The organism is Mucilaginibacter terrae (genome assembly GCF_031951985.1).
Classification (GTDB): domain Bacteria; phylum Bacteroidota; class Bacteroidia; order Sphingobacteriales; family Sphingobacteriaceae; genus Mucilaginibacter; species Mucilaginibacter terrae_A.
Map to the genome: position 1 here is coordinate 4,961,648 of NZ_JAVLVU010000001.1, position 25,303 is coordinate 4,986,950.

Below are 25,303 nucleotides of genomic sequence, written 5' to 3' on the forward strand. Positions count from 1 at the left end.
GTTTAAATATAACCACTAATTACCAAAGCTGTTTGTATCAACAAAAAAAGCGGCACAGGCCGCTTTTTTGTTATGAGTATTTGGTTACCATCCTGGAGTAAAATTTAACCCGAATACAGGTTTTTTAACATCTGTACGATTAAATGGAAATGCATAATAAGGCTCAAGAATGAGCGCACCAAACAGGTTAATTCTTAAAGAAACACCAGCACTCAGTGCAGGTACGCGTTGATTCGTATTATATATACCATCGTAAATAGGATTGCCATTACTATCTAATACCGGTTGTTTTTTATCATCAAGGCGTTGTTGATAGTAAAGAAAATCAGGGGCTTTCTGGAATTTAATGCTGTTACCGCTGTTCCAGGCTAAACCGGCATCAAAGAATAGGTTCAGTTCGCTAAACAGGAATTTTGATTTGATGGCCGATAGTTTTTCAGGGCCGGTAAATGGCAATCTAACCTCAAAATTAAACACTGCCACGCGTGAACCTGATAACTGGTCGATAGTAAAGCCGTTTGTACTGTTGGTATTTCCGTTGTAAAAAGTTTGACTTTCATAACCCCTGATCAGGAAGGGATAACCAATATAGTATGGATATAAGCCGGTTTCCTGACCAAAGCGGCCGAAAGCGTTAAACCTTGCGGCAAGTGTTATGGGCTTTAAACGTTCGTACTTACGAAGATCAATAGTTGGTGAAAAGAATTTATATGAACCAACATTGTATTCGGCCTGAAGGCGGTATCTGAAACCACTTAAAGGAGATGCAATGCCAAAGTATGAGTTATCGCCAACTAATGCTGCGCTAACCTGCATCAATGAAAACGAGCGTAAATAACCTACGTTATTATAAGGGTCATTGTTATAATCATCTAATGAAACTCTTCTGCGCCTGTCTTGATATATACCTCCGCCATCAGGGTAATAGGTGCTAAAGCGGTGCACCATGTATGAGTTATGCGAAAAGCCACCACCAAACTCGGCACGGGTACTTTTTGAAAAAGGGTAGGCGGTAAATACGCTGAGCTGATCCTGGAAAATACGGATAATATCATAACGCTCTTCAACGGCATCAACAGTTACATCCTGGTTGGAGCTGTTTTGATAAGTGAATTTACTTGGTACTACATTATAGGTAGCCAATTGATACGGAATGTGCGATAAGCCAACACCAAAGTTCCAACGGCCGGTTTGCTTGATGTAAACGCCTTGCGCACCAAAATCATAGATCTCTCCATTTACCGATGCACCGGCATATATTTGGTTACGGCCTAAAATATCGCTGAATATACCTTGTATACCGCTCGATAAACCTGCCCCATAACTTCCGGCACCGCCTATACCTACGCCAACACCACTACTGGCTAAATAATCCAACTTGAATTGAGGGCGATAGGGAATGTTTTGTATCGAATCGATAGCGATGCGCTGGTACGATAAGAAATTATTTAGGTTGGAGTTTATCAAATCAACCCCAACAGCACGTGGCGGCGGAAGCATGGCTGCCTCGAAATTGGTTTCGGTGCCGCTTACCACTTTGGTGGCTTTAAAGTCGGCCGGTTTGGCATTGTAAAGCGTATACTTTTGGGCACGATAGTATGAGTACATAATATCATTATTAGCCGATACGCTCAATGCCGGCGAAAACTCGGTAATACCCGAAATACCTGTAAACAGGTCGGTCATTTGCTCTACCGAACCGGTAGCTGTAGTGTAACGGTAAAGGTTACGGAAGCCATCGCGGTTTGACAGGAAATAGATCTGGCTACCATCGCCCGAATATTGCGGGTTAAGGTTGTTGGCGCCATCAAATATTTTAATGTCGTTTACTTTGCCGGTAGCTAAATCTAACTCGGCCAAATTAAAGGTGATAGACTGTGAGGTGGTAGCATCATAAGTGCTACGGTCCGAACTGAATACGATCTTCTTTCCATCGCGCGAAAACGCTGGCTGATAATCGGAATATTTATCGTTGGTAAGTTGTTTAACCTGTTTGGTGGTAAAGTTGTACATGTACAAATCGCTTTGACCGTTTGACAGGCCTTGAAATGCCACTAAATTACCATCGGGCGACCAGGTAAGGTTACTAAACTGTCCAACCTTGCCCATTGGGATGTTATGCAAGACCTTTCCGCTCGGTACCGATACCACCAACATGCGGTTGCGGCCTCCTCCAAAAACGCTGAACGCAAACTTTTTACCATCAGGCGACCACGTACCTGCCGATTCGATGAAGTTAAATTCATCAATGTGCGTGTTGGATGTTTTACTCGTGAGCCGTCGTATGATCTTCCCCGTTTTGGCATCGGCCAGGAAGAGGTCGATAGAGAACAGGTCTTTTTCCGAAAGGAAGGTCATGTACTTACCATCCGGGCTGATCGATGGTGCCACGTTCATCTCACCCGAATTTTTATTGTCGATAATACGTGCCCCGGCAGGTGTTTGGGTAGTATCCTTTAACATGGGCTGGTACATGTTAACTATGGAGTTTTTCCATAGGTTCGAAAGCGTTTTATCGTCGTACCCAAAGGTGCGGCGTATGCCGTAATCTAAACCAAAACGGGCTACGTTTTTAAAGAACGGTACAATAATGGTATCGCCATAGGTTGAACCCAGATACGACCAAAAAGCCTCGCCGTAACGATAAGGGAAATACTTGCTGCTCTCGGTTAAATCGCGCACACTCGGTATATCTTTATTCAGATAGGCATCACGCATCCACATGGCGGTGTAAGCATCCTTTTTACCTAATGAGAGGTATTCGGCCATTCCCTCGATCATCCACAAGGGGAGGTTGTTAATATTATTGAGGCTGGTGGTGTCGTTATCGAGCAGGGTATGGTACTGAAAAGCGTGCACCAACTCATGGCCTAATACGTGGCGGGTGGTTTGGTGCGTTTCCATAACGGGCATTACCACGCGGTTTTTTAAACCCTCGGTAACACCACCGGTTCCTACGCTTATCTCGCCGTCGATAGCGGTTGTTTGCTGAAAATCGGGGTGATCGGCATATAGTATGATAGGGTTGGGGCGCTTAAACGTGTCCCTGAATACCTGTTGATGCAGCGTATACCATAATTCGCTTTCCTGCGCAAAACGTTTGAGCAGGCTATCGTTTTTCATATAGTAGTAGATCTCAAAATGAGGTGTTTTGAAAACCTTAAACTTCAGGTTTTTATAACGAACCTTGTTTTGACCAAAATATTGAGCTTGTGCAGGCTTGCTCATCATGCAAACACTCATCAAAACAATAGCAAGCAGGAGGCAAACCTTTTGAAATTTGCTTACAATAAAGTAAACTTTACTCATATACAACGTTTATAACTGTACGGTTAACGCAATAAATTTATTTAAAATACGCTATAAAAGCGCATTGGGTTGCTAATTATTATTAGCTGTGGTATCGGGCGGTAAAACAATTCCGCTATCGGCTGGTGCACTCAGGCTATCGCTAACCGATGATGTATCGACCCTGATACGTGGCGACGGGCACATATACGTTTTGGTGATTTTACTCCACGGCTTAGGGAACGGCCCGTAGGTGTAGCCCGAGTTAGGGTCGGAATAAACCTTCTCCATAAAGGCGCCAAATATAGGCAAGGCTGTGTGCGAGCCTTCGCCGCTTTCTGATGAATTGAAGTGAACGCTGCGATCATCAGCACCAACCCAGACACCGGTAACCAGGTCTTTGGTAATGCCCATGTACCAGCCGTCAACATAATCAGATGAAGTGCCGGTTTTGCCACCAATCTGGTTGCTGTTCTTTTTCCATAGGATAGGATACTCCCACAGTGCTTGTGAGGTACCGCCCGGTTCTTCCATACCACCACGGAACATGTATAGCATCAACCACGCCGTTTCTTCGCTGATCACGCGGGTGCTTTTTAGTTTGAATTCTTCTAAAATATTACCATTATGGTCGGCCACCTTAGTAACCAGCAATGGGTCAATTTTTTCGCCTTTATTGAGGAAGGTACTGTATGCACGTACCATTTCATAAACCGATACATCATTCGAACCCAACGAAACCGATGGCACCGCTTTCAAAGGGCTTTCAATACCGCATTTATGAGCATATTCCACCACCTTATCCCAACCTACCTTCTCGGTAATTTGTGCGGTAATAGAGTTAACCGATTTGCCCATAGCCCAACGTAACGACATTTCGCGATACGAAAAATTATAATCGGCGTTTTTAGGTTCCCAAACTTCGGGTTTGCCATTGTCAGTATAAGAGATCGATACCGGCTTATCGGTAAACTTATCGCAGGGCGAATAGCCATTATCCAACGCGGTTAAATAAGCAAAAGGCTTAAACGTAGAGCCCGCCTGGCGCTTGGCCTGGTTTACGTGGTCGTATTTAAAATATTTATTATCAATACCGCCTACCCAGACCTTAATTTTACCGGTTGATGGCTCAATGGTCATCATGCCGGTATTGAGTAATTTGGTATAGTATTTTATCGAATCTACGCTCGAAAAAGTAGTATCCTGCTCACCGTTCCAGGTAAATACCTTCATGCGCTTGGGCTTGTTAAAGTATTTATTGATCTCAACCGTGTCGCCGTTATATTTCTTTTTAAGCAGTTGGTAAATGGGCAGGCGTTGTTCGGCTTTTGGCAAAAAGTCCACAATTTCGTTTCCTTTCGAGTCGCGCCATGGGTTTTTACCTTTCCATATGTTATTAAAGCGGCGCTGCAGCATCTTCATTTTTTCGGCTACGGCCTCTTCGGCATATTGCTGCAGTTTGGAGTCGATGGTGGTATATATTTTCAGGCCGTCTTCGTAAAGGTTATAGTCATTTTCTTTCAGCCATTTGTCGAGCCATTTTTCAACCGCACGGCGCAGGTAAGAGTCGCCCATACCTTCTTCTTCAACATAGCTTAAATTTAAGCCAACGGGTTGCTTAATACTCTGCTCATATTCCGATCTTTTAAGATAACCGTATTTCTCCATCTGGCTTAAAACCACATTGCGGCGCTCAACTGCTTTTGCCGGGTAACGCATAGGGTTATAAGTTGATGTAGCCTTAAGCATACCAATAAGGGTAGCGGCTTCGGCAGAGGTAAGGTTATTAGGCTTTTTGTTGAAATATTTTAATGCAGCGGTTTGTATACCAAATGAATTGTTTCCAAAAGGCACCGTGTTAAAGTACATGGTTAAAATTTGCTGCTTATTGTAAACATGTTCAATTTTAAAGGCTGTAAGCCACTCTTTAAACTTGAAAGCAATGGTGCGCACCACCGGAATATGCCTGATAAAGCCCTGCGCTTTACGTTTACGGGTTTTAAACAGGTTTTTAGCCAATTGCTGGGTAATGGTACTGGCACCGCGCCTGTCGCCGGTTGCGGTGGATATTAAGCTGGTGAAAAAGCCGTAATAATCAACACCGCCATGCTTGTAAAAGCGTACATCCTCGGTGGCTACCAGTGCGTTTATCAAGTTGGGCGATAGGTCTTTATACTCGATAGGAGTACGGTTCTCTTTGTAAAACTTAGCCAGTAGCTTGCCATCGGCAGTAAAAACTTCTGATGATACCGATAGGGTAGGTTGTTCAATATCCTTCATATCGGGCGAGTAGCCAAATATGCCAAACAGGTTTAACTCGATAGAGCAGAAGAAGATAATTACAAAATATATGAAAATAAGCAGGTAACGCAGTATCGGATTGCGGACACGTTTAAACATTGGATCGATTTGTAAGTTATACGGTTAACAGTTTATGTTTACCGGTTACTAATAACGATAATTTGACCGGTAAATTTTGTGTTAACATCGTGCAAAGCTATTTTAATCATGCAAAATATAACTAAGAATTTTAAAATAAGCAGTAATAAGAAAATTTCTCTTAACGATTTCGATACTGCTTACACCGCCGACTATAAAAAGGAGGATGCTAAAGAACTTTTGGAAGAACTTGTAAGCCAAACTGCCGAACTGCAGGACAAGCTTTATGCAGCTAATAAATACAGTTTGCTGATCATTTTTCAGGCTATGGATGCTGCCGGTAAAGATGGTGCTATAAAGCACACCATGAGTGGCATTAATCCTCAGGGGTGCCAGGTATACAGTTTTAAACAGCCCAGTACCGAAGAGTATGATCATGATTTTTTATGGCGACACTATAAAGCACTGCCCGAACGTGGTAGAATTGGTATTCATAACCGGTCGCATTATGAAAATGTGTTGGTGAGCAAAGTTCACCCCGAGTATGTTTTAAAAGAAAATATTCCGGGTATAAAAAGTACAGATGATATAGGAAAGAAATTTTGGGAACGCCGGTACGAAACCATTAATGCGTTTGAAAAAAGCTTAAGCGAGAACGGAACGGTTATTATTAAGTTTTTCCTGCATTTATCAAAAGATGAGCAAAAAGAACGCTTTTTAAAACGTATTGACGACGGGGCCAAAAACTGGAAATTCAGCAGCGCCGATATTGAGGAACGGGAGCATTGGGATGAATACATGAAGGCTTATGAAGATGCAATTGAAGCTACATCCAAAGAGCATGCCCCATGGTACGTTATACCTGCCGACAAAAAATGGTTTTCACGCATAGCCATTTCACACATCATTGTTGAAACGCTAAAAGAACTTGATTTGAAATACCCCACATTGCCCGAGGAAGAGATGAAGAAACTACAGGAAAGTAAAAAGCTACTAACAGGGGAATAAGCAAAAAAAGCTAATCATATCATTAGGTATGGTTAGCTTTTCAATATTTTAAAATTCAGTTTAGCTCAAATCAATCAGGGCCGAATCGCCTAAGGCTACTTCCTTGTTAATTAAATCTTCGATACTGGTTTCCGACAGGATTTTAAGTGTAGCATCGCGTATATCCATAAACATGCTGCGTATACCGCAGGTGGATTCATTGTGGCATTCTTCGCAACGGTGATAGAAGTTTAAGCTCACGCAGGGAACCATGGCAATAGGGCCATCGGTAATACGTAAAATGCTCACCAAATAAATATCTTTAGGATCTTTGTTAATGGCATAACCACCTCCGGCACCTTTTTTACTGTACAAAAAGCCGGCTTTACGCAGCTCCAGTAAAATTACTTCTAAAAACTTTTTAGGGATTTTTTCCAGCTCTGCTATCTGGGCAATTTGCATAGGGGCTTTATCCTTGTTTTTGCCTAAAACAATGAGCGCTTTAATAGCATATTTAGTCTTCTTCGATAGCATAGATCACAAAATCAGGTGCAATTATATCAAAAAAAATGCAGCCAAATAAAAAGTTGATGTCAATATAGGTTGAAACAGGTTAATTGGTGCCTCAAAATAGATAAATAATTGTATTGTACCAATAATGTTTTAATAACCAGGGCTTATTTGAATATGGTATACCCTTTCGCAGCTTGTAAAACAGCAAAATTTTTATTCTTTGATGTTGCGCACCATTAATACAATAAGCGCACCCAGCATGGCAATTACACCAAACGACCATCGTAAACCCACTGCTTGGGCCACATAGCCTACAAATGGCGGCACCAGCAAAAAACCAAAATAACCTATGGTTGATATAGATGCAATAGCAGCCCCGCTACTCAGCGTAGCCGATTTACCTGCAATACTAAAAACCAGGGGCACCACACAGGCCACGCCCAGCCCAACCAGCATAAAACCCAATGTAGCGGGTATGGCATAAGGCAATATTACAGCAAGAAGTAAGCCCGAAAAAATAAACCAACCGCTATAATTAAGCATGTTTTTAATGCCAATGCGTGCCACTACCTTATCGCCAATAAAGCGGGCGAGGGTCATGGCCACCATATAGGCTACAAATGCGGCAGTTGCGGTAGATTTGCCGGTATTTACGGCTTTCTCAAAATAAATGGCGCTCCAGTCGTACATCGTATTTTCGCAGGCCATACAGGCAAAGCATATTATGGCAAATTTGAGCATGTGCTTATCGGGCAGTATTAAAAACGGCTTGCGCTCAACAGGTTTAGGCTTTTGATTAAAAGTGAAAGGATAAAAGTATACAGAAGTAATGCAGAGCAAAATACTAATAGCCCCTAAATGATATAGCAAGCCAATATTGAAGCTCACCATTAAATATCCAACAGCCGCCCCGGCAAAACCGGCCATACTCCATATGCCGTGAAATGTGGTAATAATTGATTTGCTGTACAGAGATTGCACTCCCACCGATTGTGCATTAACCGACAAGTTGAGCAGGTTACGCCCCGAACCAAAGGCAAACAAAATAATGGCAAACTGCCATACCGTAGTGGCCAATCCTAAAAACAATAAAACAATGTTGAACAGCAAAGCACCAAACATCATAATGCTGCGACTGGTGTAGTGGCTTAGCAAACGGCCGGTTACCGGCATGGTGGCCATTAAGCCTATGGGAAGCGCAAACAGCAGCGAGCCGAGTTGAGCCTCGTTTAAATGTAAATCGTGCTGTACGGTGGGTATACGTGAAGCCCAGGACGAGTACCCGAAACCCGAGATGAAAAAGAAAACCGCGCACCCGATACGTAAATCGCGTGGCGATTTATTCACAAAATCTGCCATTTGCCGCAAAAATACGCATTAGGATAGTCTTTTGCGCGAGTTTTACTTCCTTTTAAGCGATGAATCGCGGATAATAATTTCAGACGGCTGAATGAGTTTGTTGCTTGTCTTTAGTAAGCCGTTATCGGTTTGATTTAGCCGGTCGAGTAATATCTGCGCGGCTACTTCACCCATCTGGTAACCTTTATAGTCAACCGTGGTTAGGTTGGGTTCAATAATACTGGCCTCGGTATCATTGTTAAACCCGGCAAAAGCAATATCCTGTGGTATGCGGATGCCGTTACGTTTAAGTTCCTGCATGCAGCTAACCGCACAGGCATCATTGGTTACAAACACCGCATCGGGTCGGTTTTCCATAGCCAGTATTTGTTTGGCCGCGTCTATCCCGGCCTGTAGGGTAAGGTCGGTTTGTATAAGCAAGTTTTCATCAAAGGTCATCTGGTAATCTTCTAATGCCTTTTTGAAACCTGCAAAGCGGTCGGCAGCCACACTGCTCAACCGATAAGCGGTAACGTGAGCTATACGCTTGCATCCTTGGGTAACCAGGTGTTCGGTAATATCATATGCCGCTTTAACATTGTCAATTTCAATACCCGGGCATTGCGGGTGCGGCCAAACCCGGTCGAAATATACCAGTGGGATTCCACGTTTAACAAAGCTCTCAAAGTGGTCGGCATTTTCGGTTTCGTACGCTAATGATACCAGCAGGCCATCAACCCGGTTATTATACATAGCCTGGGCAATATTGATCTCTTTATTGATATTATCGAGCGACTGACTTATGATAAGGTTATACCCGGCATCACTCAATTCCTTCTCAACACCAGCAATTACGTTCGACATAAAACTACTGTTCAAATTACCTACAATAATGCCAATGATATTGCTTTTGCGCTTGCGCAGGTTGCTTGCCATCTGGTTAGAACGGTATCCCATTTCCTGTGCGGCTTCCTGCACTCGCTTTTTGGTGTTGATGTTAACAGAAGGATGATCCATTAAAGCCCGGCTAACCGTTGCTGCCGAAATATTTAACGCCCTGGCTATATCGTATATGGTAATTTCTTTTTCAGGAGTACTCATCGTACAAAATACATTAGATGTATGTAAAGGTAATGTTTATCAGCAATAAATATAATGTGTTAAAAGCACACTAAAGTTGGTGTTTAAAGGAGCTAAAAAAAAAGCTGCCCTTTAATCAGGCAGCCTTCATTTTAATAGATTTGCAAAAGGATTAACCTTTACGCTGAATAGCTTTTTGTGCAGCAGCAACAATAGCCGGAGCATTTAGCTTATATTTTTCCATCAGTTGCTCAGGTGTGCCCGATTCGCCGAACGAATCATTAACGGCAACGTACTCTTGCGGTACCGGCAGGTTTTTAACCAATACCTGTGCTACCGAATCGCCCAGGCCGCCTAAACGGTTGTGTTCTTCGGCAGTAACTACGCAACGTGTTTTGCTTACTGATTTCAGGATAGCTTCTTCATCCAAAGGTTTGATAGTGTGGATGTTGATAACCTCGGCCGAAATACCCATCGCTTCCAGTTTCTCACAGGCTTGTATGGCTTCCCATACTAAGTGACCGGTTGCAATAATGGTAACATCGGTACCTTCGCTAACCATCCAGGCTTTGCCAATTTCAAAAACCTGATCGGCAGGGGTGAAGATAGGCACCACCGGGCGGCCAAAGCGCAAATAAACCGGGCCATGATGCTCAGCAATGGCAATGGTAGCTGCCTTGGTTTGGTTATAATCGCAAGGGTTAATAACGGTCATGCCTGGAAGCATTTTCATCATGCCCAAATCTTCTAATATCTGGTGGGTAGCACCGTCTTCGCCCAGGGTTAAACCAGCGTGCGAAGCACAAATTTTAACGTTCTTGTCTGAATATGCTACCGACTGACGAATCTGATCGTAAACACGGCCGGTTGAAAAGTTGGCAAATGTACCTGTGAACGGAATTTGGCCGCCAATGGTCATACCTGCTGCAATACCAATCATGTTGGCCTCGGCAATACCTACCTGTACAAAACGCTCAGGAAACGCATTGATGAAGTCCTGCATTTTAAGTGAGCCTACCAAATCGGCACACAGGGCTACCACTTTAGGGTTGCGTTTACCAGCCTCAAGCAAACCTGCTCCAAAGCCCGAACGCGTATCTTTTTTCTCTGTATATGTATACTTGGTCATACCTCTCCTAAATCCTCTCCAAAGGAGAGGACTTTTTGTTTTTAGGGTTATGTTAAATTTTGTTAATATAAATTCTCTTTTTCCCTCCCCCTTTGGGGGAGCCGGAGGGGGTTAGTAATCGCCCAACGTTTCCGGCAATTGATCTAAAGCCTGCTGCAATTGCGCATCGTTAGGTGCAACACCATGCCATTTGTGGCTACCCATCATAAAGTCAACGCCGGCACCCATTTCGGTTTGCATGAGTATCATAACAGGTTTGCCTTTGCCGCTTAGGCTAATGGCTTTTTGCAGGCCTTCAACAACCAAAGTCATATCGTTACCTTGCATTTCCATTACCTCCCAGCCAAATGCTTCAAACTTAGCGCGCAGATCGCCTAATGATAATACCACTTTGGTAGGGCCATCAATTTGCTGGCCGTTAACATCAACCGTAGCAATCAGGTTATCAACACGGTTGTGAGGAGCAAACATAGCTGCTTCCCAAATCTGGCCTTCCTGTAACTCACCGTCGCCGTGCAGGGTAAACACCAGGCGGTCGTCGCCATTTAATTTTTTGCTTAGCGCAGCGCCAATACCTACCGATAAGCCCTGGCCTAATGAGCCAGATGCTATACGAATACCCGGTAAACCTTCGTGAGTAGTAGGGTGACCTTGTACGCGTGAATTTATCTTACGGAACTCGGCTAATTCAGCCTTGTCAAAATAACCTGAGCGAGATAATACTGAATAAAATACCGGCGATATGTGGCCGTTTGATAAAAAGAAAAGGTCTTCACCTGCGCCTTCCATGTTAAATGAAGGGTCGTGTTTCATGATAGAAAAATACAGGGCTACCAAATAATCGGTACAACCCAATGAGCCACCCGGGTGACCGCTTTGACAGCCATGCACCATGCGCACAATATCGCGGCGCACTTGTGAAGCAATGCCTTTAAGCTCTAAAATATCTTGTGTCATTTTTGTAGTTGAATTGTTATAAGAGGAGCGGGGAGCGGAGATAAAAGAGCGCGAATTTTCTCCGCTCCATGATCCTCGCTCTCCGCTCTAAAAAATTTACTTCACTGCTGCCGCTGCTTTAGCGTGGTCGGCCAGGAACTGGGCAAGACCATTATCAGTTAACGGGTGTTTTAATAATGCAGTAATTGCGCTTAACGGACCGGTAATTACATCGGCGCCTAATTTAGCACAGTTAATAATGTGCATAGCATGACGAACTGAAGCAGCCAGGATCTGAGTTTCGTAACCGTAGTTATCATATATTAAACGTATGTCTTCGATCAGCGTTAAGCCATCGGTTGAAATATCATCTAAACGGCCAATAAACGGCGATACGTAGGTAGCACCTGCTTTGGCAGCCAATAAAGCCTGGCCAGCCGAAAATACCAGTGTACAGTTGGTTTTAATACCTTGTTGGGTAAAGTATTTAATGGCTTTAACACCATCTTTGATCATGGGTACTTTAACTACAATACGTTCGTGCAATTTAGCCAGGGCCAAACCTTCGGCAACCATTTCATCATACGTAGTTGCAATAACTTCGGCGCTAACATCACCATCGGTAATGTCGCAAATGGCTTTGTAGTGTGCAATTACATTGTCTTGGCCAGTAATACCTTCTTTGGCCATGAGTGATGGATTGGTGGTTACACCGTCTAAAATACCCATGTCATGGGCTTCGCTAATTTGAGACAGGTTGGCCGTGTCGATGAAAAACTTCATAATTTAATGTATGTGGATGAATTAAATGTCAGAATAACACTTATTTTTAATTTGTTAAAGCTAAAGATTGAGCCGTAAAAATGCAATTAATTTTTTAGCTAACCTAAATATTTTTTGCAATCGATTGTATTTTTTATTTCAAGCATAATCTATTGTGGAATAAATATGGCTGGCAGTTTTTAAAAAGCTTCGCCCAAACCAAACCTTATTGAAGAGAACCCCTTACTCATGCCGTAGTCGATAGCAATGTTGGTATTGGATGTTTTATTGAATTTAATGCGTAACCCGCCGCCGCCTGCAGGGTGAAAGTAATTGAACTGGCGGGTGTCGGGCTCATTAACCGTGGTTACGTTTGCAAAAAGCACAAAGCCTAACAAACCGTTACGGGTAATACTGCGACGATATTCGGCCTCGGAGTACCAAAGTGCCTGGCCGCGATAACGGTTTTGTTCAATACCCCGGCCCGAGTTATTGTAAAAATCCCAACCAACGGCTGGTAAACTCAAATAGGGGGTGCCGCGGTCCATGGTAGTCCAAAAATAACTCCACAAGGCTAATGTATTTTGGCGCGAGGTGTTGCCCGGGCTTAATGAGATGTATTTACGTATATCGGCATAAACAGAAGACCAGGACCTGTTGCTACCGAAAACTTCGGAATTGTAGCGGTATACCAAATTGGCATAGCAGCCGGGTAGCGGGTTGATGGAGTTATTACGGGTATCATACAACAAGTTTAGCGTTACCCCCGACGAGAATGAATTTTGACCATAAGCAGTTCCAAATTGATAGCCCGATGCATCGCCAAGTTCAGGATCTTGTTTGTTGGTTACTATACGCATATGGTAATCAAGGTTGTAGCCAATACCTGCAAAAAGGTAGGGTTTTATACGGCGTAACAAGCTTTGATAAAATCGGATGTATTTATAATCGACACGCATGCGGGCATTTTCGGGCGTGTTGCCGCCCAAACCCCAGGTATCTTGCGGGTATACTAAAAAGCGTGTATCTCCTGCTATATACCATTTATTATCATTTAGCCATACGCTTGAACGCAACGGTAAACCAAACCGACCATTAAAGTTAAAATAAGGGGTGAAACTGATGTTAGATAGGTTGGTAGTTTTATCGTTACCCATGTAAAAACTGGCCGTGGTGGAGGTTACAAACATTTTACCGCCGCCGCTTGGCAGGGTAGATGCCGTAGGTAAAAACGAAAAATATACTTTGCCCTCTTGTGGCTCAACACGGCTGCTTGATCGTGTTTTGGGTTTGAATACCAGTTTAAAAACGTCTATCAGGTCTTTTTGACCAACCGTATCATACTGTACCTGTTTAAAAGTTGATACCACCGCGTTACTGTCCTGCGCCAATAAGGCTACGGGAAACAGGAGCATGCTTAATAAAAACTTTAATCGTATTATCATTAGTACGGTTTACATGTATAATTTCACTTGGTTTGATGAGGTTGATAATGGTTGTAATTTACAAGCTATAACTCATTATTGCAATACTATGACAGTAATGATTTTGTTAAACGGCTTGTTAAACATGTTTGTTTGGATTATTGAAGCTTTTATAAACAAAAAAACGCTAACATTTAATGATAGCGTTAAATAGTATATTGTTGATTGATTGGAAATGATTAAGGTTTGCGCTTATAATTTGCGCGGCGATAAGCTTTGGCCTTTTTTTCTTTTGAACGGCGGCTTTCATTACCAATAATATAACCACCGCCGGCGCCAATCGCTCCACCAATTATGGCACCTTTGGCATTACCGCCAATTAACCCGCCGGCTACTGCTCCGCCGGCACCACCAATAATAGCGCCCTTGGCCTGCGAACTCATGCCTTTCTTTTTGCGGGTTTGCGCAAACGAGGCATTTGTAAAGCTGATGATAAGGGCAATTATTAGGCTGAATAGAAAAATGTGCTTTTTCATGGTATGCTTTCTTTTGTGTATGATGCCTGTTATTACAAATTGTGCGCCAAATACTTTAGTAAACCGGGAGTAAGTATGTTATTTATACTTCGAGCAAATAGTAAGTATGCTCGTACCCGGCTTTACTTAACACCTGTTTAGCTACATTAAATACCTTGATATCACTGTTAACTATACGTCCCTCAAGTGTGCCTGCATGGGCATGGCCATGAAAAGCTGCAATTACATTATTACGTATCAGCGGTTCAGCCAGGCGAGATGAGCCCAGGAATGGATAGATTTCTTCGGGCTCACCAACCACAGTAGCTTTAATTGGCGAATAGTGCAAAACGGCTATCTTCTTATCTACCTGAAACTCGCCCTCTAACTTATTCAACGCACGTTCGAGGTGCAGGGCTTCATCAACGGCTTCCTGTACATAAGCCTTGTTGGCATCTTCTCCAAACATGGTTAACAGGTAACGGTCAAACCCGCCTCCAAAACCTTTAACCCCGGCAAAGCCAACACCGCCTATAACAATCGATTCGCCATCAAGCACGTGTACGTTAGCGTTTTGTATAGTTTGCCTTATAAGTTTATGCCTGCCTTTTTCGTAATCATGATTTCCCAACACGCAAACAACAGGTATGCTGCAGGCGCGTAGTTCTTCGGCAAGTATAATGGCTTCGTCTTCATCGCCGGTATCGGTCAAATCTCCGCAAATCAGCAATACATCGGCCTTTGCCGATACCTCTTTAAAATAATTTACCCACTTTCCTTTGTCGTTTTCTTTTACATGTATATCGCCAACGGCTGCAATGCGGGTTACTTTCTTTTCGTCCATACGGCTTAAACAGTTTTAATGGTGTACGATTTATAATCCCAGTCTTTCACATCAACACTGTACTGGGTTTGGTCGATCATTGGGCCACGGCAAACCTTTTCTTCGGGCGATGGCAGGTCGAATTGTTCGGCAGCCCGCCTTAATAGTTCATCATATATCCACCGCGGTATAATCTCTTGATAATCGGCCGGGTATACAAACTGAAAATTTACGAGTTGTCCTAAAAGCAATTGCCAATGCTGGTCGAGCCTGAAGAGTAAGTGTTTCCAATCGAGGTTTTTACCATATTGCACCAGCAGGTGATTTATATCTGCACCATCATAGCGCTCACGGTTTTGAACATATATTTTGCTCCATATCAGTTCTTCAGGGCCTAACAAGCGTAGGTTACGGTCAAAAAAACTGGCATCAACCGCACGCTCAAACCAGGTGTCGTCAACCTTGCAAATATTGTTTACCGTATCAAAAATGAGGTCGATAAAATAATCGCCCTTAAATATTTTGGCCAGCCAACGGGCATCGGTAAACTGGGTTTCGTAGCCCCTTTCGGCAAAGTATTTCATAATGCGGGGGCAATCAACCGATTTGCAGTAAACATCCAAATCCTTGGTATCCCTGTAAATTCCACTGTAATGAAATATGGCAAATGCGCCGCCCAGCAAGTATTCAATGCCGCTATCCTGTAAATGGTCTAATGCTTCCTGGTAAAAAGCAATGCAATCCTCATCGTCGTTAATTCTCATGTGTTGTGTAATAGGAGCGGCCTTTTGTCGCTTATTAAACAACCTTAATTTAGGGTATAGTGTTTTATAAATACTGTAATACAACACTCGCAGCAGGGAAAATAAGTTAAAGAACAATAATAAAAACAAAAAAAGCGACTGGTTATTACCAATCGCTTTTGCACTATCAAATTAAGTTAAATTCTTATCTGTCCGGTGTTCCACGTTCGCCTAACTGCTTAATCAGTTCATCGGTAAACTGGCGTTCGCTCTGGTAAATTTTATTCACCTTATCGGCCGGCATGATCTTTAAAAACTCGGTATTATATTTCTTTTTAATATCAACCAGTTGCTGATCATATTGCAGATCTTTTTGCATTTGGTCTTTTGAGTTATTGTTAAGCAGGTTTACGCGTTTAGCTTTACGCACATCACTTATCTCCTGATGATACTGGCGGTACAAAGGCCAAAATTTCGACTTTTCATCGTCGGTTAATTTAAGCTGAGTATCAACGTAATTCTCCCTAATTGAAGCAAGTTTTTTATTAGGGACCGAATTGTTTCTGAAACTTGCTGGCGGTTGGCTAAACACCTCATAACCGGCAAATACCATGAAAGTAAAAAGTATATATTTAAGTAACCTGTTCATTATAATCAATTATTGCACGTCAACATAATCTTGTATGGCAGCTCTCAATGCGTTGCTATCTATTTGCGTACCATCGGCAATTACTTTATGCTCGGTTTCAGTAGCCTCTGTTTGGTTCTCTAAAAAGTTACGGATGTCATCAGTTGGCACCTCGGCTAATTGTTTGTGCAAAACACTTGCATCGTGCGAATTAAATAAAGGGGCATCGGTTAAAAATAGTGCTGCACCCAAAATGATGGCAAAACACGCAGCCGATGCGTATTTAAAAGCTGCACTTGATACCAACTTACGGATAATGCCTGTTGGCTTCAATGGCATTTGCACTACTTTTGCCTCTTCTTTATAAATAGTTTGGCTTAAAATGTTGTGCTGTAAAGTATCAAAATATCCTGCCGGAACTTCAAATGCATTATCATTAGCCTGGGTAGCTTCCTCTAAAGCTATACGGTTTTGAATGTTACTGCTCAGCTCCTCAAAGTAACCTTGTGGTACGGTAAAGCTTTCTGTTTCACCGGCTAAAGATTCTTCGATAGCTATGCGGCTTTGAATGTTGTTGCTCAACTCTTCAAAGTAACCTTGTGGTACGGTAAAGCTTTCTGTTTCACCAGCAAGCGCTTCTTCAATAGCAATTCGGCTTTGAATATTGTTGCTCAGCTCTTCAAAATAGCCTTGCGGTACCGTAAAGCTTTCTTCATGTTCGCCTAAAGCTTGTTCTAAAGCTATGCGACTTTCAATATTGCTGCTTAATTCCTCAAAGTAATTTGTTGGAACGGTAAATGCATCGGTTTGGCCGGCCAATGCCTCTTCAATGGCAATACGGCTTTGTATATTACTGCTTAATTCTGTAAAGTAGTTTTCAGGAACTGTGAAGCCTCCGGTAAGGCCGGCTTGTTTAATTTCTTCCAAATGTACACCCGATATGATCCGCTCGCTCAAATCATTAAAGTACCCGGCAGGCACATCAAAAGCATTACCCGGTTGGGGCAGCTTTTGGCGCCAGGAATCGTCTTCCGGCAGGTCTTTATGTTCTATATCGATTTCCATATCCCTCGTTTGATTGATTTGAAACTAAAAGGTTTAATGTAATATGAAAAATTAATCGTTTGATAATAAGTGCGCTTCGATCTTTTTTACTGCCAGGTGAAAAGATGCCTTTAACGCTCCCACACTTGTACCCAGTATTTCCGAAATCTCTTCGTACTTCAAATCATCGTAATACTTCATGTTAAACACCAGTCGTTGTTTATCAGGCAGGGTAAGCAAAGCTTGTTGTAGTTTTTGCTGAACCTTGTCGCCGCTGAGGTAAGTACTATCGGCCATTGATTCGGCCAGTTCGTACGATACATCATCCAACGAAATGTTATTCTTTTGTTTCTTTTTGTTTAAAAACGTGATGCACTCATTCGTGGCAATACGGTACATCCAGGTGTACAGTTGGGCATCGCTCCTGAAACCCGGCAGGTTTTTCCATATTTTAATAAATACGTCCTGTACCAGGTCATCGGCATCGTCATGGTCAATAACCATGCGGCGCACGTGCCAGTATATTTTTTGCTGATACTTTTTCAGCAATAAGTTAAACGCTTCGTTCCGGGTACGTTCGTCCTGAAACTTGGCAAGTATCTCGGTATCGCTAACGGATGCTGACATCTAAATTTATATCTGTTGGATGGATGTTAACGTGATAGGTTTAATGCTAAACCTTTTATTTTAACAATTAAGCTAAGTTATAAAAATGTTTTTATTTAGCTAATTATAGTAAACAAGGTAAATAGATCTCTCGAAAAATTATGGGTAGCACTATTCCGCTCTTCAGAGGGGTAGGGGTATGTTTTTTCATGCCGGAAAGTTTGCTAAACACACCCCTGCTAACGCTCTATGCTAACCCGCCCCCTCTCAAGAGGGGAAGAAAAGCATACAAGCTAATTACGCCTTTAATAAATCGAGTACCTGTTGTGATGAGTTTTTGGTATCAACCTTATTTATCACGTGGCTTATAACACCTTCGGGATCTATTATAAATGTGGTGCGTACGGTGCCCATATAAACTTTACCATACATGTTTTTTTCGCCCCAAACGCCGTAAGCGGTCACAATTTTTTGCTCCGGGTCGGCAATAAGGGTAAACGGCAAATTGTATTTGGTCTCGAATTTTTTGTGCGATTTTTCATTGTCAATGCTCACGCCAATCACCTCAAAACCTTGTGAGGTTAAAAACTGGTAATTGTCGCGGAAATCGCATGATTCGGCTGTACAGCCGGGCGTATCATCTTTGGGGTAGAAGTACAGGATAACGGTTTTGCCTTTAAAATCGGCCAGTGATACTTCTTTGCCATTCTGGTCTTTGGCGGTAAACTCGGGGGCTTTATCGCCCGCTTTTAATGTCGACATAGTAGTAGTGTAAGTTTTATCGGTTAAAAGTAGCTTTATATTGAGCAACATTGTCTTTGGCATCGGTAACGGTTACTTCAAACTCGTGCTTGCCTGCGCCAACGTTCTCATCAAAGGTATATTTAAAAATACGTGTTTTATAATCCTGGGTAAGCAAAACCCACTTGCCGTCAATTTTAGCAACAACCGATTTTATGCCCGACAGATCATCACTTGCCCTAAGCGTAATGCTTCGTACAGCTGCAAGGTTAGCACCATCTTTAATGTTAATGGGCGTAATGCGCGGCGCAGTAGTATCAACCTTAATATAAAAATCGCCAAAGCCGGCCGGTTTGGCCTTTACGTAGCCGTTCTCATATTTTCCACCTACGCTGCCGCTAAGTGCATTTACAATAACGGCTTTGTTGGCTAAATGCCCAATGGAGGCATCGGGTTTTATCCAAACCTCAATGTTTTCGTGGATAGGGGTAAGGCGGTTATGAATACGGTGCGTGGCCGAAAATGCACCGGGTTTAGCCGGTTGGGTGCTGTACTGAAAATCGAGATCGTCATACAAATTTCCGGATTCTACAATTACTTTAACCGGGCCGTTGTTAAACTCATTACGCTGATTGTAGTTGAATTTGGTACCTGTATAATTTACCACCGGGCGGTCTTTAGGAATGCTGGATTGTACTTTTAGTTTGAGCGATGATGTGTTACCGGCCACATCTTTTACTAAATACTCCACATCATGCAGTAAGGTATCGCGGAAACTCATGATGCCCCGGTTTTCTGATTGCGGGTAAATGGTAATATGGCTGCCGGGTGGGATGAAACATTTTTGAATCCAGCGGTGTGACTGTATATATTGCGGGTAATCGATATATCCGTTTATGGCATGGGTTTGATCGAACGCAAAACGCTCAACGGCAAAAGTGTAAACCGTTTTGCCGTCTAATTTAAGTTCGAGCGAGTAAATGCCATTGCGGTTGGCCGATGAATTGTTCACGTCGTTGGCGGTAATACCAAAGCCAATATCGCCACTCAAAAACAGGGTTTGCGGTTTGGTTAAACGGTAATTGCCCGAAGCACCGGTAACGGCATACGGTTCGCGAAAGGTATTCTCGCTGAAAGGCCTGCCGTTTAAATGATAAACGCTGATGCCGCTTATGGCAGGCGGAATATTATCAGGTATTGTCAATCCAAACAGTTGTGGATTGATGGTTTCTTCGGTAAGCGAATCTCTCAACTCAAAGTGCAGGTGAGGGCCGCCCGATGCACCTGTATTGCCCGATATGGCAATAAGCTGCCCCTTGGTTACCGGGAACTGAAACGGCTGCAGTTTAAAATCAATTTCAAAGCTTTGATGCTCGTACTGGTATTTGCGCACGGCGGCGGCCAGTTCGGGCGTTAAATGATCAAGGTGGGCGTATACCGAGGTGTAGCCGTTAGGGTGGGTTAAGTATACCGCATTACCAAAACCACCTAATTGTACCCTTAACCGCGACACGTAACCATACATGGCGGCATGCACCGGGAAGCCAATTTGCCGGTTGGTCCTGAAATCGAGCCCGGAGTGGAAATGGTTTCCGCGTAACTCGCCAAAGGAACCGGCGGTGCTTGGCGGCAGATCTAACGGATACTGGAATACGCCTTTAGGGTAGGGTTTACTTTGAATAACCTCTTGCGCCCGGATGCTGTGTAATGTAGTAAGGCATCCGAGCAGGCAAAATAGTTTTTTTAGCATCAATAATTATTTAACGTGAAAATCGAGTAATTTTTGTCCGTCCAGATAACCCTCTAAATGGTCACCTTGTTTTACGGCCGATACACCTTCAGGTGTGCCGGTGAAAATTAAATCGCCTTTTTTCAGCGTAATGTATTGAGATACAAATGCTATTAAGCGTTCAAAAGAAAATAATAAATCTTTAGTATTGCCGTCTTGGCGGGTTTGCCCGTTAATGTCGAGCTTGAGGTTAAGGTTATACAAATCGGCAAACTGTGCTTTGGGCAAAAAGTTGCTGATAGGAGCCGAGCCATCAAAACCCTTGGCAAGTTCCCAGGGCAGGCCTTTTTCTTTATGGCGGGCTTGAATGTCGCGGGCGGTAAAGTCAATTCCTAAACCAATTTCATCATAATAATCGGCCGCAAATTTCTCGCTGATGTGCTTGCCTTCTTTACAAACTTTCAAAACCAGTTCTATCTCGTGGTGTACATCCTGCGAAAAATCGGGCAGGTAAAACGGTTTATTGTCTTTAAGCAGGGCGGTATCGGGCTTCATAAATATGACCGGTGTGGTAGGTACCGGGTTATTTAGTTCTTTGGCATGCTCGGCGTAGTTGCGGCCTATGGCTATAATCTTCATACAATATTTGAGTAAAGTTCAAATCTATAAAATTATTCAACTCAGAATGGCTGTAATTTAGGTTAAAGATTATTTTATTAATATTTATAATAATATTTTAATAAATAATGATGGAGGGTTATTTGTATGTATAATTAATGTAACAGATATGTTATAGTTATAACTTATGGGTGTAATAATATCTTATAGTTGTATATTCGAACTCCCTAAAGCCATTTGATTTAATATTAATACTTATCCACCATGGCCGAACAAGCGGTGTGTTGCCCCAAATGCAAAAAGCCATTCAGTTACCGTGTACCACGGGGGGCTTTAATTAAATTATTTTTGTTTTTTTTGCCTTTAAGGCGTTATTTCTGCAGCTCATGCTTTAAAAAGAAATACGTATGGTATAGCGGTGGTGAAAGGCATTCAAGTAAACAGCACCGCACACATCAGTCTGCCTGAGAATAAAAGAAAGGTTTTGCTTAGAGTATGGTAATGCGCTTAATTACCGATTCGGTACCCACCATTACCCGTAAAAAGTAAAAGCCGCTGGTAAGCCGGTAGCTGGTAAGGTCGCGCGTAAACTTTTGTTCGCCCGAGTCAACCCGTTCCGAAAACAGGGTAGCCACGTTATTTCCTAAAACATCTACAATTTTAATAGTTACATTGGTATTGCGCGATAGCATGTACTTCAAATTGATCTGCTGGTCGCGCTCGCTTACTGTTGTAGGGAAAATTTGTACGTTGCTTAAAAGTTTATCGGCGGGTACCGGTATGGTTGGTTTAATATTAGCATAAGGCGAAGGCTTTATTTGTGGCATGGTGCCAGTTGCCAACCCGTTTTTTAAATAAGAGTTTTTTTGAGGCTTAGGTTGTTTACGATTATAAACCGTATCGGCCTTTGGCCTTTTACCCGGACCAAAAGTAAAGGCAAAGTTTATGGATACTGCTACTGCAATTATTATTATCCATAAATGATTAAAAGTATATCTTTGCCCCATATTTACATTTAATACAAAGGTACTAATAAAACAATTACCCGTTAACGTGTATAAAGTACATATATTAATTTTAACAAATTTTAACAAAAATTAGTTTTACGGGTTAAGTTAGTAAAATGTTTGCTTTTTACAGGCATTCAGTGGTTTAAGTGTAATTAGTCACTCGTTCTATTTTGATAATTTTTTATATTTAAAAGTGTCATCACATCATAAAGATCTGCAAAAACTGACAGCCGCCGGGCTGCTCATCAGTTTAGGTATTATCTATGGCGACATAGGTACGTCTCCCTTATACGTTTTTAAGGCCATTATTGGCGAGGGCAACCGGATTAGGGAAGACGTTGTTTTGGGCGGGGTTTCGTTAATATTCTGGACGCTTACCCTGCAAACCACCATTAAGTATGTAATTATAACCCTGCAGGCCGATAACAAGGGCGAGGGGGGGATATTCTCTTTGTTTTCGTTAGTAAGGCGGCGTGCCAAGTGGCTCATTGTACCGGCTATTTTAGGTGGCTGTGCCTTGCTGGCAGATGGCATTATTACCCCGCCAATTACCATATCGTCGGCCATTGAGGGTTTACATGCCAAATACCCTAATGTGCCAACCATGCAGGTGGTAATGATCATTATTGCCGGCTTATTCTTTATACAGCAATTTGGTACATCGTTAGTGGGCAAGGCATTCGGGCCAATAATGTTTTTGTGGTTTACCATGATGGGGGTGTTGGGTATTATGTATATCGTCCAAATGCCATCTATCATTAAGGCGCTTAACCCTTATTATGCGGTTCATCTTTTAACCTCTGTAAACCACGTAGTTGCTTTCAGCGTTTTAGGCGCTGTATTTTTGTGTACTACAGGTGCCGAGGCTTTATACTCAGATTTAGGACACTGCGGCCGTTCAAACATACGTGTGAGCTGGATCTATGTAAAAACCTGCCTTATTTTAAATTATTTAGGCCAGGCTGTTTGGTTAATGCAACGCAGCGGGCAAGAGATAAACCTGAATATTCAAAATCCTTTTTACCAGATCATGCCTCCGGGCTTCCTCATTTTTGGTATTGGTATAGCCACCGTGGCAGCCGTTATTGCCAGCCAGGCTTTAATATCAGGCTCCTATACGTTAATATCTGAGGCCGTGAGACTTAACTTGTGGCCTAAGGTAAAAATCAACTACCCATCTGAGCAAAAAGGCCAGTTATATGTACCCAGCATTAACTGGATCATGTGTGCCGGCTGTATTGGTGTGGTTTGGCTGTTTAAAGAATCGGCCAAAATGGAAGCAGCTTACGGTTTAAGTATAACTGTTGCCATGTTAATGACCACTATACTGGTTTCAAAATTCCTTAAACGCCGTAAGGTACCAACGTATTTGATATGGTTGTTTTTGGCCGTTTACTTTTTGGTTGAAGGCATTTTCTTATACGGTAACCTCAAGAAATTTGTTGATGGTGGCTGGTTTACGTTAAGCATTGGCCTGTTACTGTTTGGGGTGATGTGGAGCTGGCATACCGCGCGCCGTATACGTAACCGTTATGTGAAGTTTGTAGAGGTAGAAGATTACTACGAGATACTAAAAGAGCTTAGCGATGATGATAGTGTGCCTAAATATGCCTCACAACTGGTATATCTTACCAGTGCTAACTTTAACTCCGAGCTTGAATCGAAAATTATTTACTCTATATTACAAAAGCAACCCAAACGGGCCGATGTGTATTGGCTGGTGCATGTTGACGTAATGGACGAACCTTATACCCGTGACTATGAGGTTGACTTTTTGGTGCCTAACAAGGTTATCCGTATCGACTTTAAACTGGGTTTCCGTGTGGAGCAGCAAATTAACCTCTTGTTTCGTAAGGTTGTAGAAGACCTGGTTAAAAAGGGCGAGGTTGATATTACCAGTAAATATACATCACTTAATAAGCGCAAAATTGTGGGCGATTTCCGCTTTGTGGTAATTGAGAAAGTGCTGTCGCGTTCGCACAGCCTATCTTTTTATGAACGGGTAATTATGGTGGTATACAATCAGCTTAAAAAGGTAAGTATATCCGAAGAGCGGGGTTTTGGTTTGGATCTGAGCTTTGTAACGGTTGAAAAAGTACCCCTCATGCTGGCCGACCCTGAAAGTGTAGAGATAAACCGGGTGGTGTAAGGTTATCAAATTTCATTATTGTCATTTCGAACGATAGAGAGAAATCTTATACGCGCGATTGAAGCGATGTTTAAGATTTTTCGTTACCATCCGAAATGGCATTTTTTGTATTTATATATCTCATATTCGTGAAATTCGAGAGAGTTCGCTTTTAAGATAAGCACAAATATTGTGTCTGTTTATTTGCGCTTTAAAAGCCCTTTGCTCATACCCTGCGAATGCATAAAAGGGCGGTTATCCATAAAAGTGATCCATATAATGGTACTAATGGTTCCAATGATCGATCCCGCTGTTACATCCTCAAAAAAGTGCTGGCTTAAATACATGCGCGAGTACGCTACTGCCATAGCCATCAGTAAAAAAATAAAGCCCCAGCGTTTATTTACTGCCAGGTAGGAGAGTACCACCGCTGCCGAAAATGCCGAAACGGTGTGACCTGATGGAAAGCTGTTGTTGTGCAGTAAGGATATGCCTTTTACAAAATGAATTTCAGCAAGCTCTTTTTCAAAATAAACCACCGGGCGGGGAGCTTTAACAATATGTTTGACAATTTGAACGGTAATTCCGCTCACCGCAAAACTGGTTATCACCAGCAGCGTTTTACGATAGCTGAATAACAACATAACGAGTGTTACCGCAACCACCATATATCCTTCGCCAAAATCGGTAATGTAGGGAAACATCCAATCGCCCCAGTTACTGTGGCGGGTATTTACAGCAAAATAGATGGCTTCGCGGGTGTAGGAAAGCTTTATAATTAAACATGCGATCAGAACGATCAGGTACGGAATAAAAAACAGGCGGATGTGATGTAAAACGTCGGTTATGCGGGTATTCATGTTACAAATTAAGGTACAATAT

22 protein-coding genes are annotated in these 25,303 nt (G+C 42.5%); 2 read left to right on the top strand and 20 right to left on the bottom strand.

Annotated features, from left to right (window positions below; translation table 11 throughout):
• Positions 1-84 precede the first annotated feature (84 nt).
• Positions 85-3,309: a peptidase MA family metallohydrolase gene (locus QE417_RS21395; RefSeq protein ID WP_311953535.1), complete on the bottom strand. Its 3,225-nt coding sequence runs from the start codon at positions 3,307-3,309 to the stop codon at positions 85-87.
• 72 nt (positions 3,310-3,381) lie between these two features.
• A complete protein-coding gene (locus QE417_RS21400; RefSeq protein WP_311953538.1) occupies positions 3,382-5,688 on the bottom strand; it encodes a penicillin-binding protein 1A in 2,307 nt (768 codons plus the stop codon).
• Between the two features lie 108 nt (positions 5,689-5,796).
• Between QE417_RS21400 and QE417_RS21405 the strand changes: the two genes are divergently transcribed.
• Positions 5,797-6,675 carry a polyphosphate kinase 2 family protein gene (locus QE417_RS21405; protein WP_311953540.1) on the top strand — a complete coding sequence of 293 codons (879 nt, stop codon included), beginning with the start codon at positions 5,797-5,799 and terminating at the stop codon, positions 6,673-6,675.
• Positions 6,676-6,735: 60 nt separating this feature from the next.
• Here QE417_RS21405 and QE417_RS21410 read toward each other — a convergent pair whose 3' ends face one another.
• The 17 genes from QE417_RS21410 to QE417_RS21490 form a co-directional block, all read right to left on the bottom strand.
• A complete protein-coding gene (locus QE417_RS21410) occupies positions 6,736-7,188 on the bottom strand; it encodes an RrF2 family transcriptional regulator (RefSeq protein WP_311953543.1) in 453 nt (150 codons plus the stop codon).
• A gap of 192 nt (positions 7,189-7,380) precedes the next feature.
• Positions 7,381-8,526 carry an MFS transporter gene (locus QE417_RS21415; RefSeq protein ID WP_311953545.1) on the bottom strand — a complete coding sequence of 382 codons (1,146 nt, stop codon included), beginning with the start codon at positions 8,524-8,526 and terminating at the stop codon, positions 7,381-7,383.
• A 42-nt stretch (positions 8,527-8,568) separates the two neighbouring features.
• Complete coding sequence (locus QE417_RS21420) at positions 8,569-9,606, bottom strand: LacI family DNA-binding transcriptional regulator (RefSeq protein WP_311953548.1); 1,038 nt, start codon at positions 9,604-9,606, stop codon at positions 8,569-8,571.
• Positions 9,607-9,757: 151 nt separating this feature from the next.
• Positions 9,758-10,714, bottom strand: a complete 957-nt coding sequence (locus QE417_RS21425) for a transketolase family protein (RefSeq protein ID WP_311953550.1) — start codon at positions 10,712-10,714, stop codon at positions 9,758-9,760.
• A gap of 111 nt (positions 10,715-10,825) precedes the next feature.
• Positions 10,826-11,671: a transketolase gene (locus QE417_RS21430; RefSeq protein ID WP_311953554.1), complete on the bottom strand. Its 846-nt coding sequence runs from the start codon at positions 11,669-11,671 to the stop codon at positions 10,826-10,828.
• A 96-nt stretch (positions 11,672-11,767) separates the two neighbouring features.
• Positions 11,768-12,433 (bottom strand): fructose-6-phosphate aldolase, encoded by a 666-nt coding sequence (gene fsa / locus QE417_RS21435; protein ID WP_311953557.1) that lies wholly within the window; start codon positions 12,431-12,433, stop codon positions 11,768-11,770.
• A gap of 179 nt (positions 12,434-12,612) precedes the next feature.
• On the bottom strand, positions 12,613-13,827 hold the full coding sequence (locus tag QE417_RS21440) for a BamA/TamA family outer membrane protein (protein ID WP_311953559.1): 1,215 nt from the start codon (positions 13,825-13,827) through the stop codon (positions 12,613-12,615).
• A gap of 248 nt (positions 13,828-14,075) precedes the next feature.
• Complete coding sequence (locus tag QE417_RS21445) at positions 14,076-14,372, bottom strand: YMGG-like glycine zipper-containing protein (protein ID WP_311953562.1); 297 nt, start codon at positions 14,370-14,372, stop codon at positions 14,076-14,078.
• 82 nt (positions 14,373-14,454) lie between these two features.
• Positions 14,455-15,195 carry a metallophosphoesterase family protein gene (locus tag QE417_RS21450; RefSeq protein WP_311953564.1) on the bottom strand — a complete coding sequence of 247 codons (741 nt, stop codon included), beginning with the start codon at positions 15,193-15,195 and terminating at the stop codon, positions 14,455-14,457.
• A gap of 5 nt (positions 15,196-15,200) precedes the next feature.
• Positions 15,201-15,938 carry a nucleotidyltransferase gene (locus tag QE417_RS21455; RefSeq protein ID WP_311953566.1) on the bottom strand — a complete coding sequence of 246 codons (738 nt, stop codon included), beginning with the start codon at positions 15,936-15,938 and terminating at the stop codon, positions 15,201-15,203.
• 184 nt (positions 15,939-16,122) lie between these two features.
• Positions 16,123-16,566: a hypothetical protein gene (locus QE417_RS21460; protein ID WP_311953568.1), complete on the bottom strand. Its 444-nt coding sequence runs from the start codon at positions 16,564-16,566 to the stop codon at positions 16,123-16,125.
• 9 nt (positions 16,567-16,575) lie between these two features.
• The gene (locus tag QE417_RS21465; RefSeq protein ID WP_311953570.1) at positions 16,576-17,610 is read right to left on the bottom strand and encodes a hypothetical protein; all 1,035 of its coding nucleotides are present in this window, start codon (positions 17,608-17,610) and stop codon (positions 16,576-16,578) included.
• Between the two features lie 51 nt (positions 17,611-17,661).
• Positions 17,662-18,216: an RNA polymerase sigma factor gene (locus QE417_RS21470; RefSeq protein ID WP_311953572.1), complete on the bottom strand. Its 555-nt coding sequence runs from the start codon at positions 18,214-18,216 to the stop codon at positions 17,662-17,664.
• Positions 18,217-18,492: 276 nt separating this feature from the next.
• Positions 18,493-18,957 carry a thioredoxin-dependent thiol peroxidase gene (gene bcp, locus QE417_RS21475; protein WP_311953574.1) on the bottom strand — a complete coding sequence of 155 codons (465 nt, stop codon included), beginning with the start codon at positions 18,955-18,957 and terminating at the stop codon, positions 18,493-18,495.
• A gap of 16 nt (positions 18,958-18,973) precedes the next feature.
• Positions 18,974-20,686: a M23 family metallopeptidase gene (locus QE417_RS21480; protein WP_311953577.1), complete on the bottom strand. Its 1,713-nt coding sequence runs from the start codon at positions 20,684-20,686 to the stop codon at positions 18,974-18,976.
• A gap of 6 nt (positions 20,687-20,692) precedes the next feature.
• Positions 20,693-21,304, bottom strand: a complete 612-nt coding sequence (locus QE417_RS21485; protein ID WP_311953580.1) for a fumarylacetoacetate hydrolase family protein — start codon at positions 21,302-21,304, stop codon at positions 20,693-20,695.
• Between the two features lie 467 nt (positions 21,305-21,771).
• On the bottom strand, positions 21,772-22,290 hold the full coding sequence (locus tag QE417_RS21490) for a T9SS type A sorting domain-containing protein (protein ID WP_311953582.1): 519 nt from the start codon (positions 22,288-22,290) through the stop codon (positions 21,772-21,774).
• A gap of 196 nt (positions 22,291-22,486) precedes the next feature.
• Between QE417_RS21490 and QE417_RS21495 the strand changes: the two genes are divergently transcribed.
• Positions 22,487-24,442 (top strand): KUP/HAK/KT family potassium transporter, encoded by a 1,956-nt coding sequence (locus QE417_RS21495; protein WP_311953584.1) that lies wholly within the window; start codon positions 22,487-22,489, stop codon positions 24,440-24,442.
• Positions 24,443-24,621: 179 nt separating this feature from the next.
• On the opposite strand, the gene QE417_RS21500 is transcribed toward QE417_RS21495, so the two are convergent.
• Positions 24,622-25,281: a phosphatase PAP2 family protein gene (locus tag QE417_RS21500; protein ID WP_311953586.1), complete on the bottom strand. Its 660-nt coding sequence runs from the start codon at positions 25,279-25,281 to the stop codon at positions 24,622-24,624.
• Between the last annotated feature and the right edge of the window lie 22 nt (positions 25,282-25,303).

What these genes read in the sequence shown, in the direction of transcription:
- QE417_RS21400 (WP_311953538.1), bottom strand. Translation starts at nt 5,688, where the DNA reads ATGTTTAAACGTGTCCGCAATCCGATACTGCGTTACCTGCTTATTTTC.
- fsa (WP_311953557.1), bottom strand. Translation starts at nt 12,433, where the DNA reads ATGAAGTTTTTCATCGACACGGCCAACCTGTCTCAAATTAGCGAAGCC.
- QE417_RS21415 (WP_311953545.1), bottom strand. Translation starts at nt 8,526, where the DNA reads ATGGCAGATTTTGTGAATAAATCGCCACGCGATTTACGTATCGGGTGC.
- QE417_RS21410 (WP_311953543.1), bottom strand. Translation starts at nt 7,188, where the DNA reads ATGCTATCGAAGAAGACTAAATATGCTATTAAAGCGCTCATTGTTTTA.
- QE417_RS21500 (WP_311953586.1), bottom strand. Translation starts at nt 25,281, where the DNA reads ATGAATACCCGCATAACCGACGTTTTACATCACATCCGCCTGTTTTTT.
- QE417_RS21445 (WP_311953562.1), bottom strand. Translation starts at nt 14,372, where the DNA reads ATGAAAAAGCACATTTTTCTATTCAGCCTAATAATTGCCCTTATCATC.
- QE417_RS21490 (WP_311953582.1), bottom strand. Translation starts at nt 22,290, where the DNA reads ATGGGGCAAAGATATACTTTTAATCATTTATGGATAATAATAATTGCA.
- bcp (WP_311953574.1), bottom strand. Translation starts at nt 18,957, where the DNA reads ATGTCGACATTAAAAGCGGGCGATAAAGCCCCCGAGTTTACCGCCAAA.
- QE417_RS21440 (WP_311953559.1), bottom strand. Translation starts at nt 13,827, where the DNA reads ATGCTCCTGTTTCCCGTAGCCTTATTGGCGCAGGACAGTAACGCGGTG.
- QE417_RS21420 (WP_311953548.1), bottom strand. Translation starts at nt 9,606, where the DNA reads ATGAGTACTCCTGAAAAAGAAATTACCATATACGATATAGCCAGGGCG.
- QE417_RS21460 (WP_311953568.1), bottom strand. Translation starts at nt 16,566, where the DNA reads ATGAACAGGTTACTTAAATATATACTTTTTACTTTCATGGTATTTGCC.
- QE417_RS21395 (WP_311953535.1), bottom strand. Translation starts at nt 3,309, where the DNA reads ATGAGTAAAGTTTACTTTATTGTAAGCAAATTTCAAAAGGTTTGCCTC.
- QE417_RS21480 (WP_311953577.1), bottom strand. Translation starts at nt 20,686, where the DNA reads ATGCTAAAAAAACTATTTTGCCTGCTCGGATGCCTTACTACATTACAC.
- QE417_RS21450 (WP_311953564.1), bottom strand. Translation starts at nt 15,195, where the DNA reads ATGGACGAAAAGAAAGTAACCCGCATTGCAGCCGTTGGCGATATACAT.
- QE417_RS21470 (WP_311953572.1), bottom strand. Translation starts at nt 18,216, where the DNA reads ATGTCAGCATCCGTTAGCGATACCGAGATACTTGCCAAGTTTCAGGAC.
- QE417_RS21465 (WP_311953570.1), bottom strand. Translation starts at nt 17,610, where the DNA reads ATGGAAATCGATATAGAACATAAAGACCTGCCGGAAGACGATTCCTGG.
- QE417_RS21430 (WP_311953554.1), bottom strand. Translation starts at nt 11,671, where the DNA reads ATGACACAAGATATTTTAGAGCTTAAAGGCATTGCTTCACAAGTGCGC.
- QE417_RS21485 (WP_311953580.1), bottom strand. Translation starts at nt 21,304, where the DNA reads ATGAAGATTATAGCCATAGGCCGCAACTACGCCGAGCATGCCAAAGAA.
- QE417_RS21405 (WP_311953540.1), top strand. Translation starts at nt 5,797, where the DNA reads ATGCAAAATATAACTAAGAATTTTAAAATAAGCAGTAATAAGAAAATT.
- QE417_RS21455 (WP_311953566.1), bottom strand. Translation starts at nt 15,938, where the DNA reads ATGAGAATTAACGACGATGAGGATTGCATTGCTTTTTACCAGGAAGCA.
- QE417_RS21425 (WP_311953550.1), bottom strand. Translation starts at nt 10,714, where the DNA reads ATGACCAAGTATACATATACAGAGAAAAAAGATACGCGTTCGGGCTTT.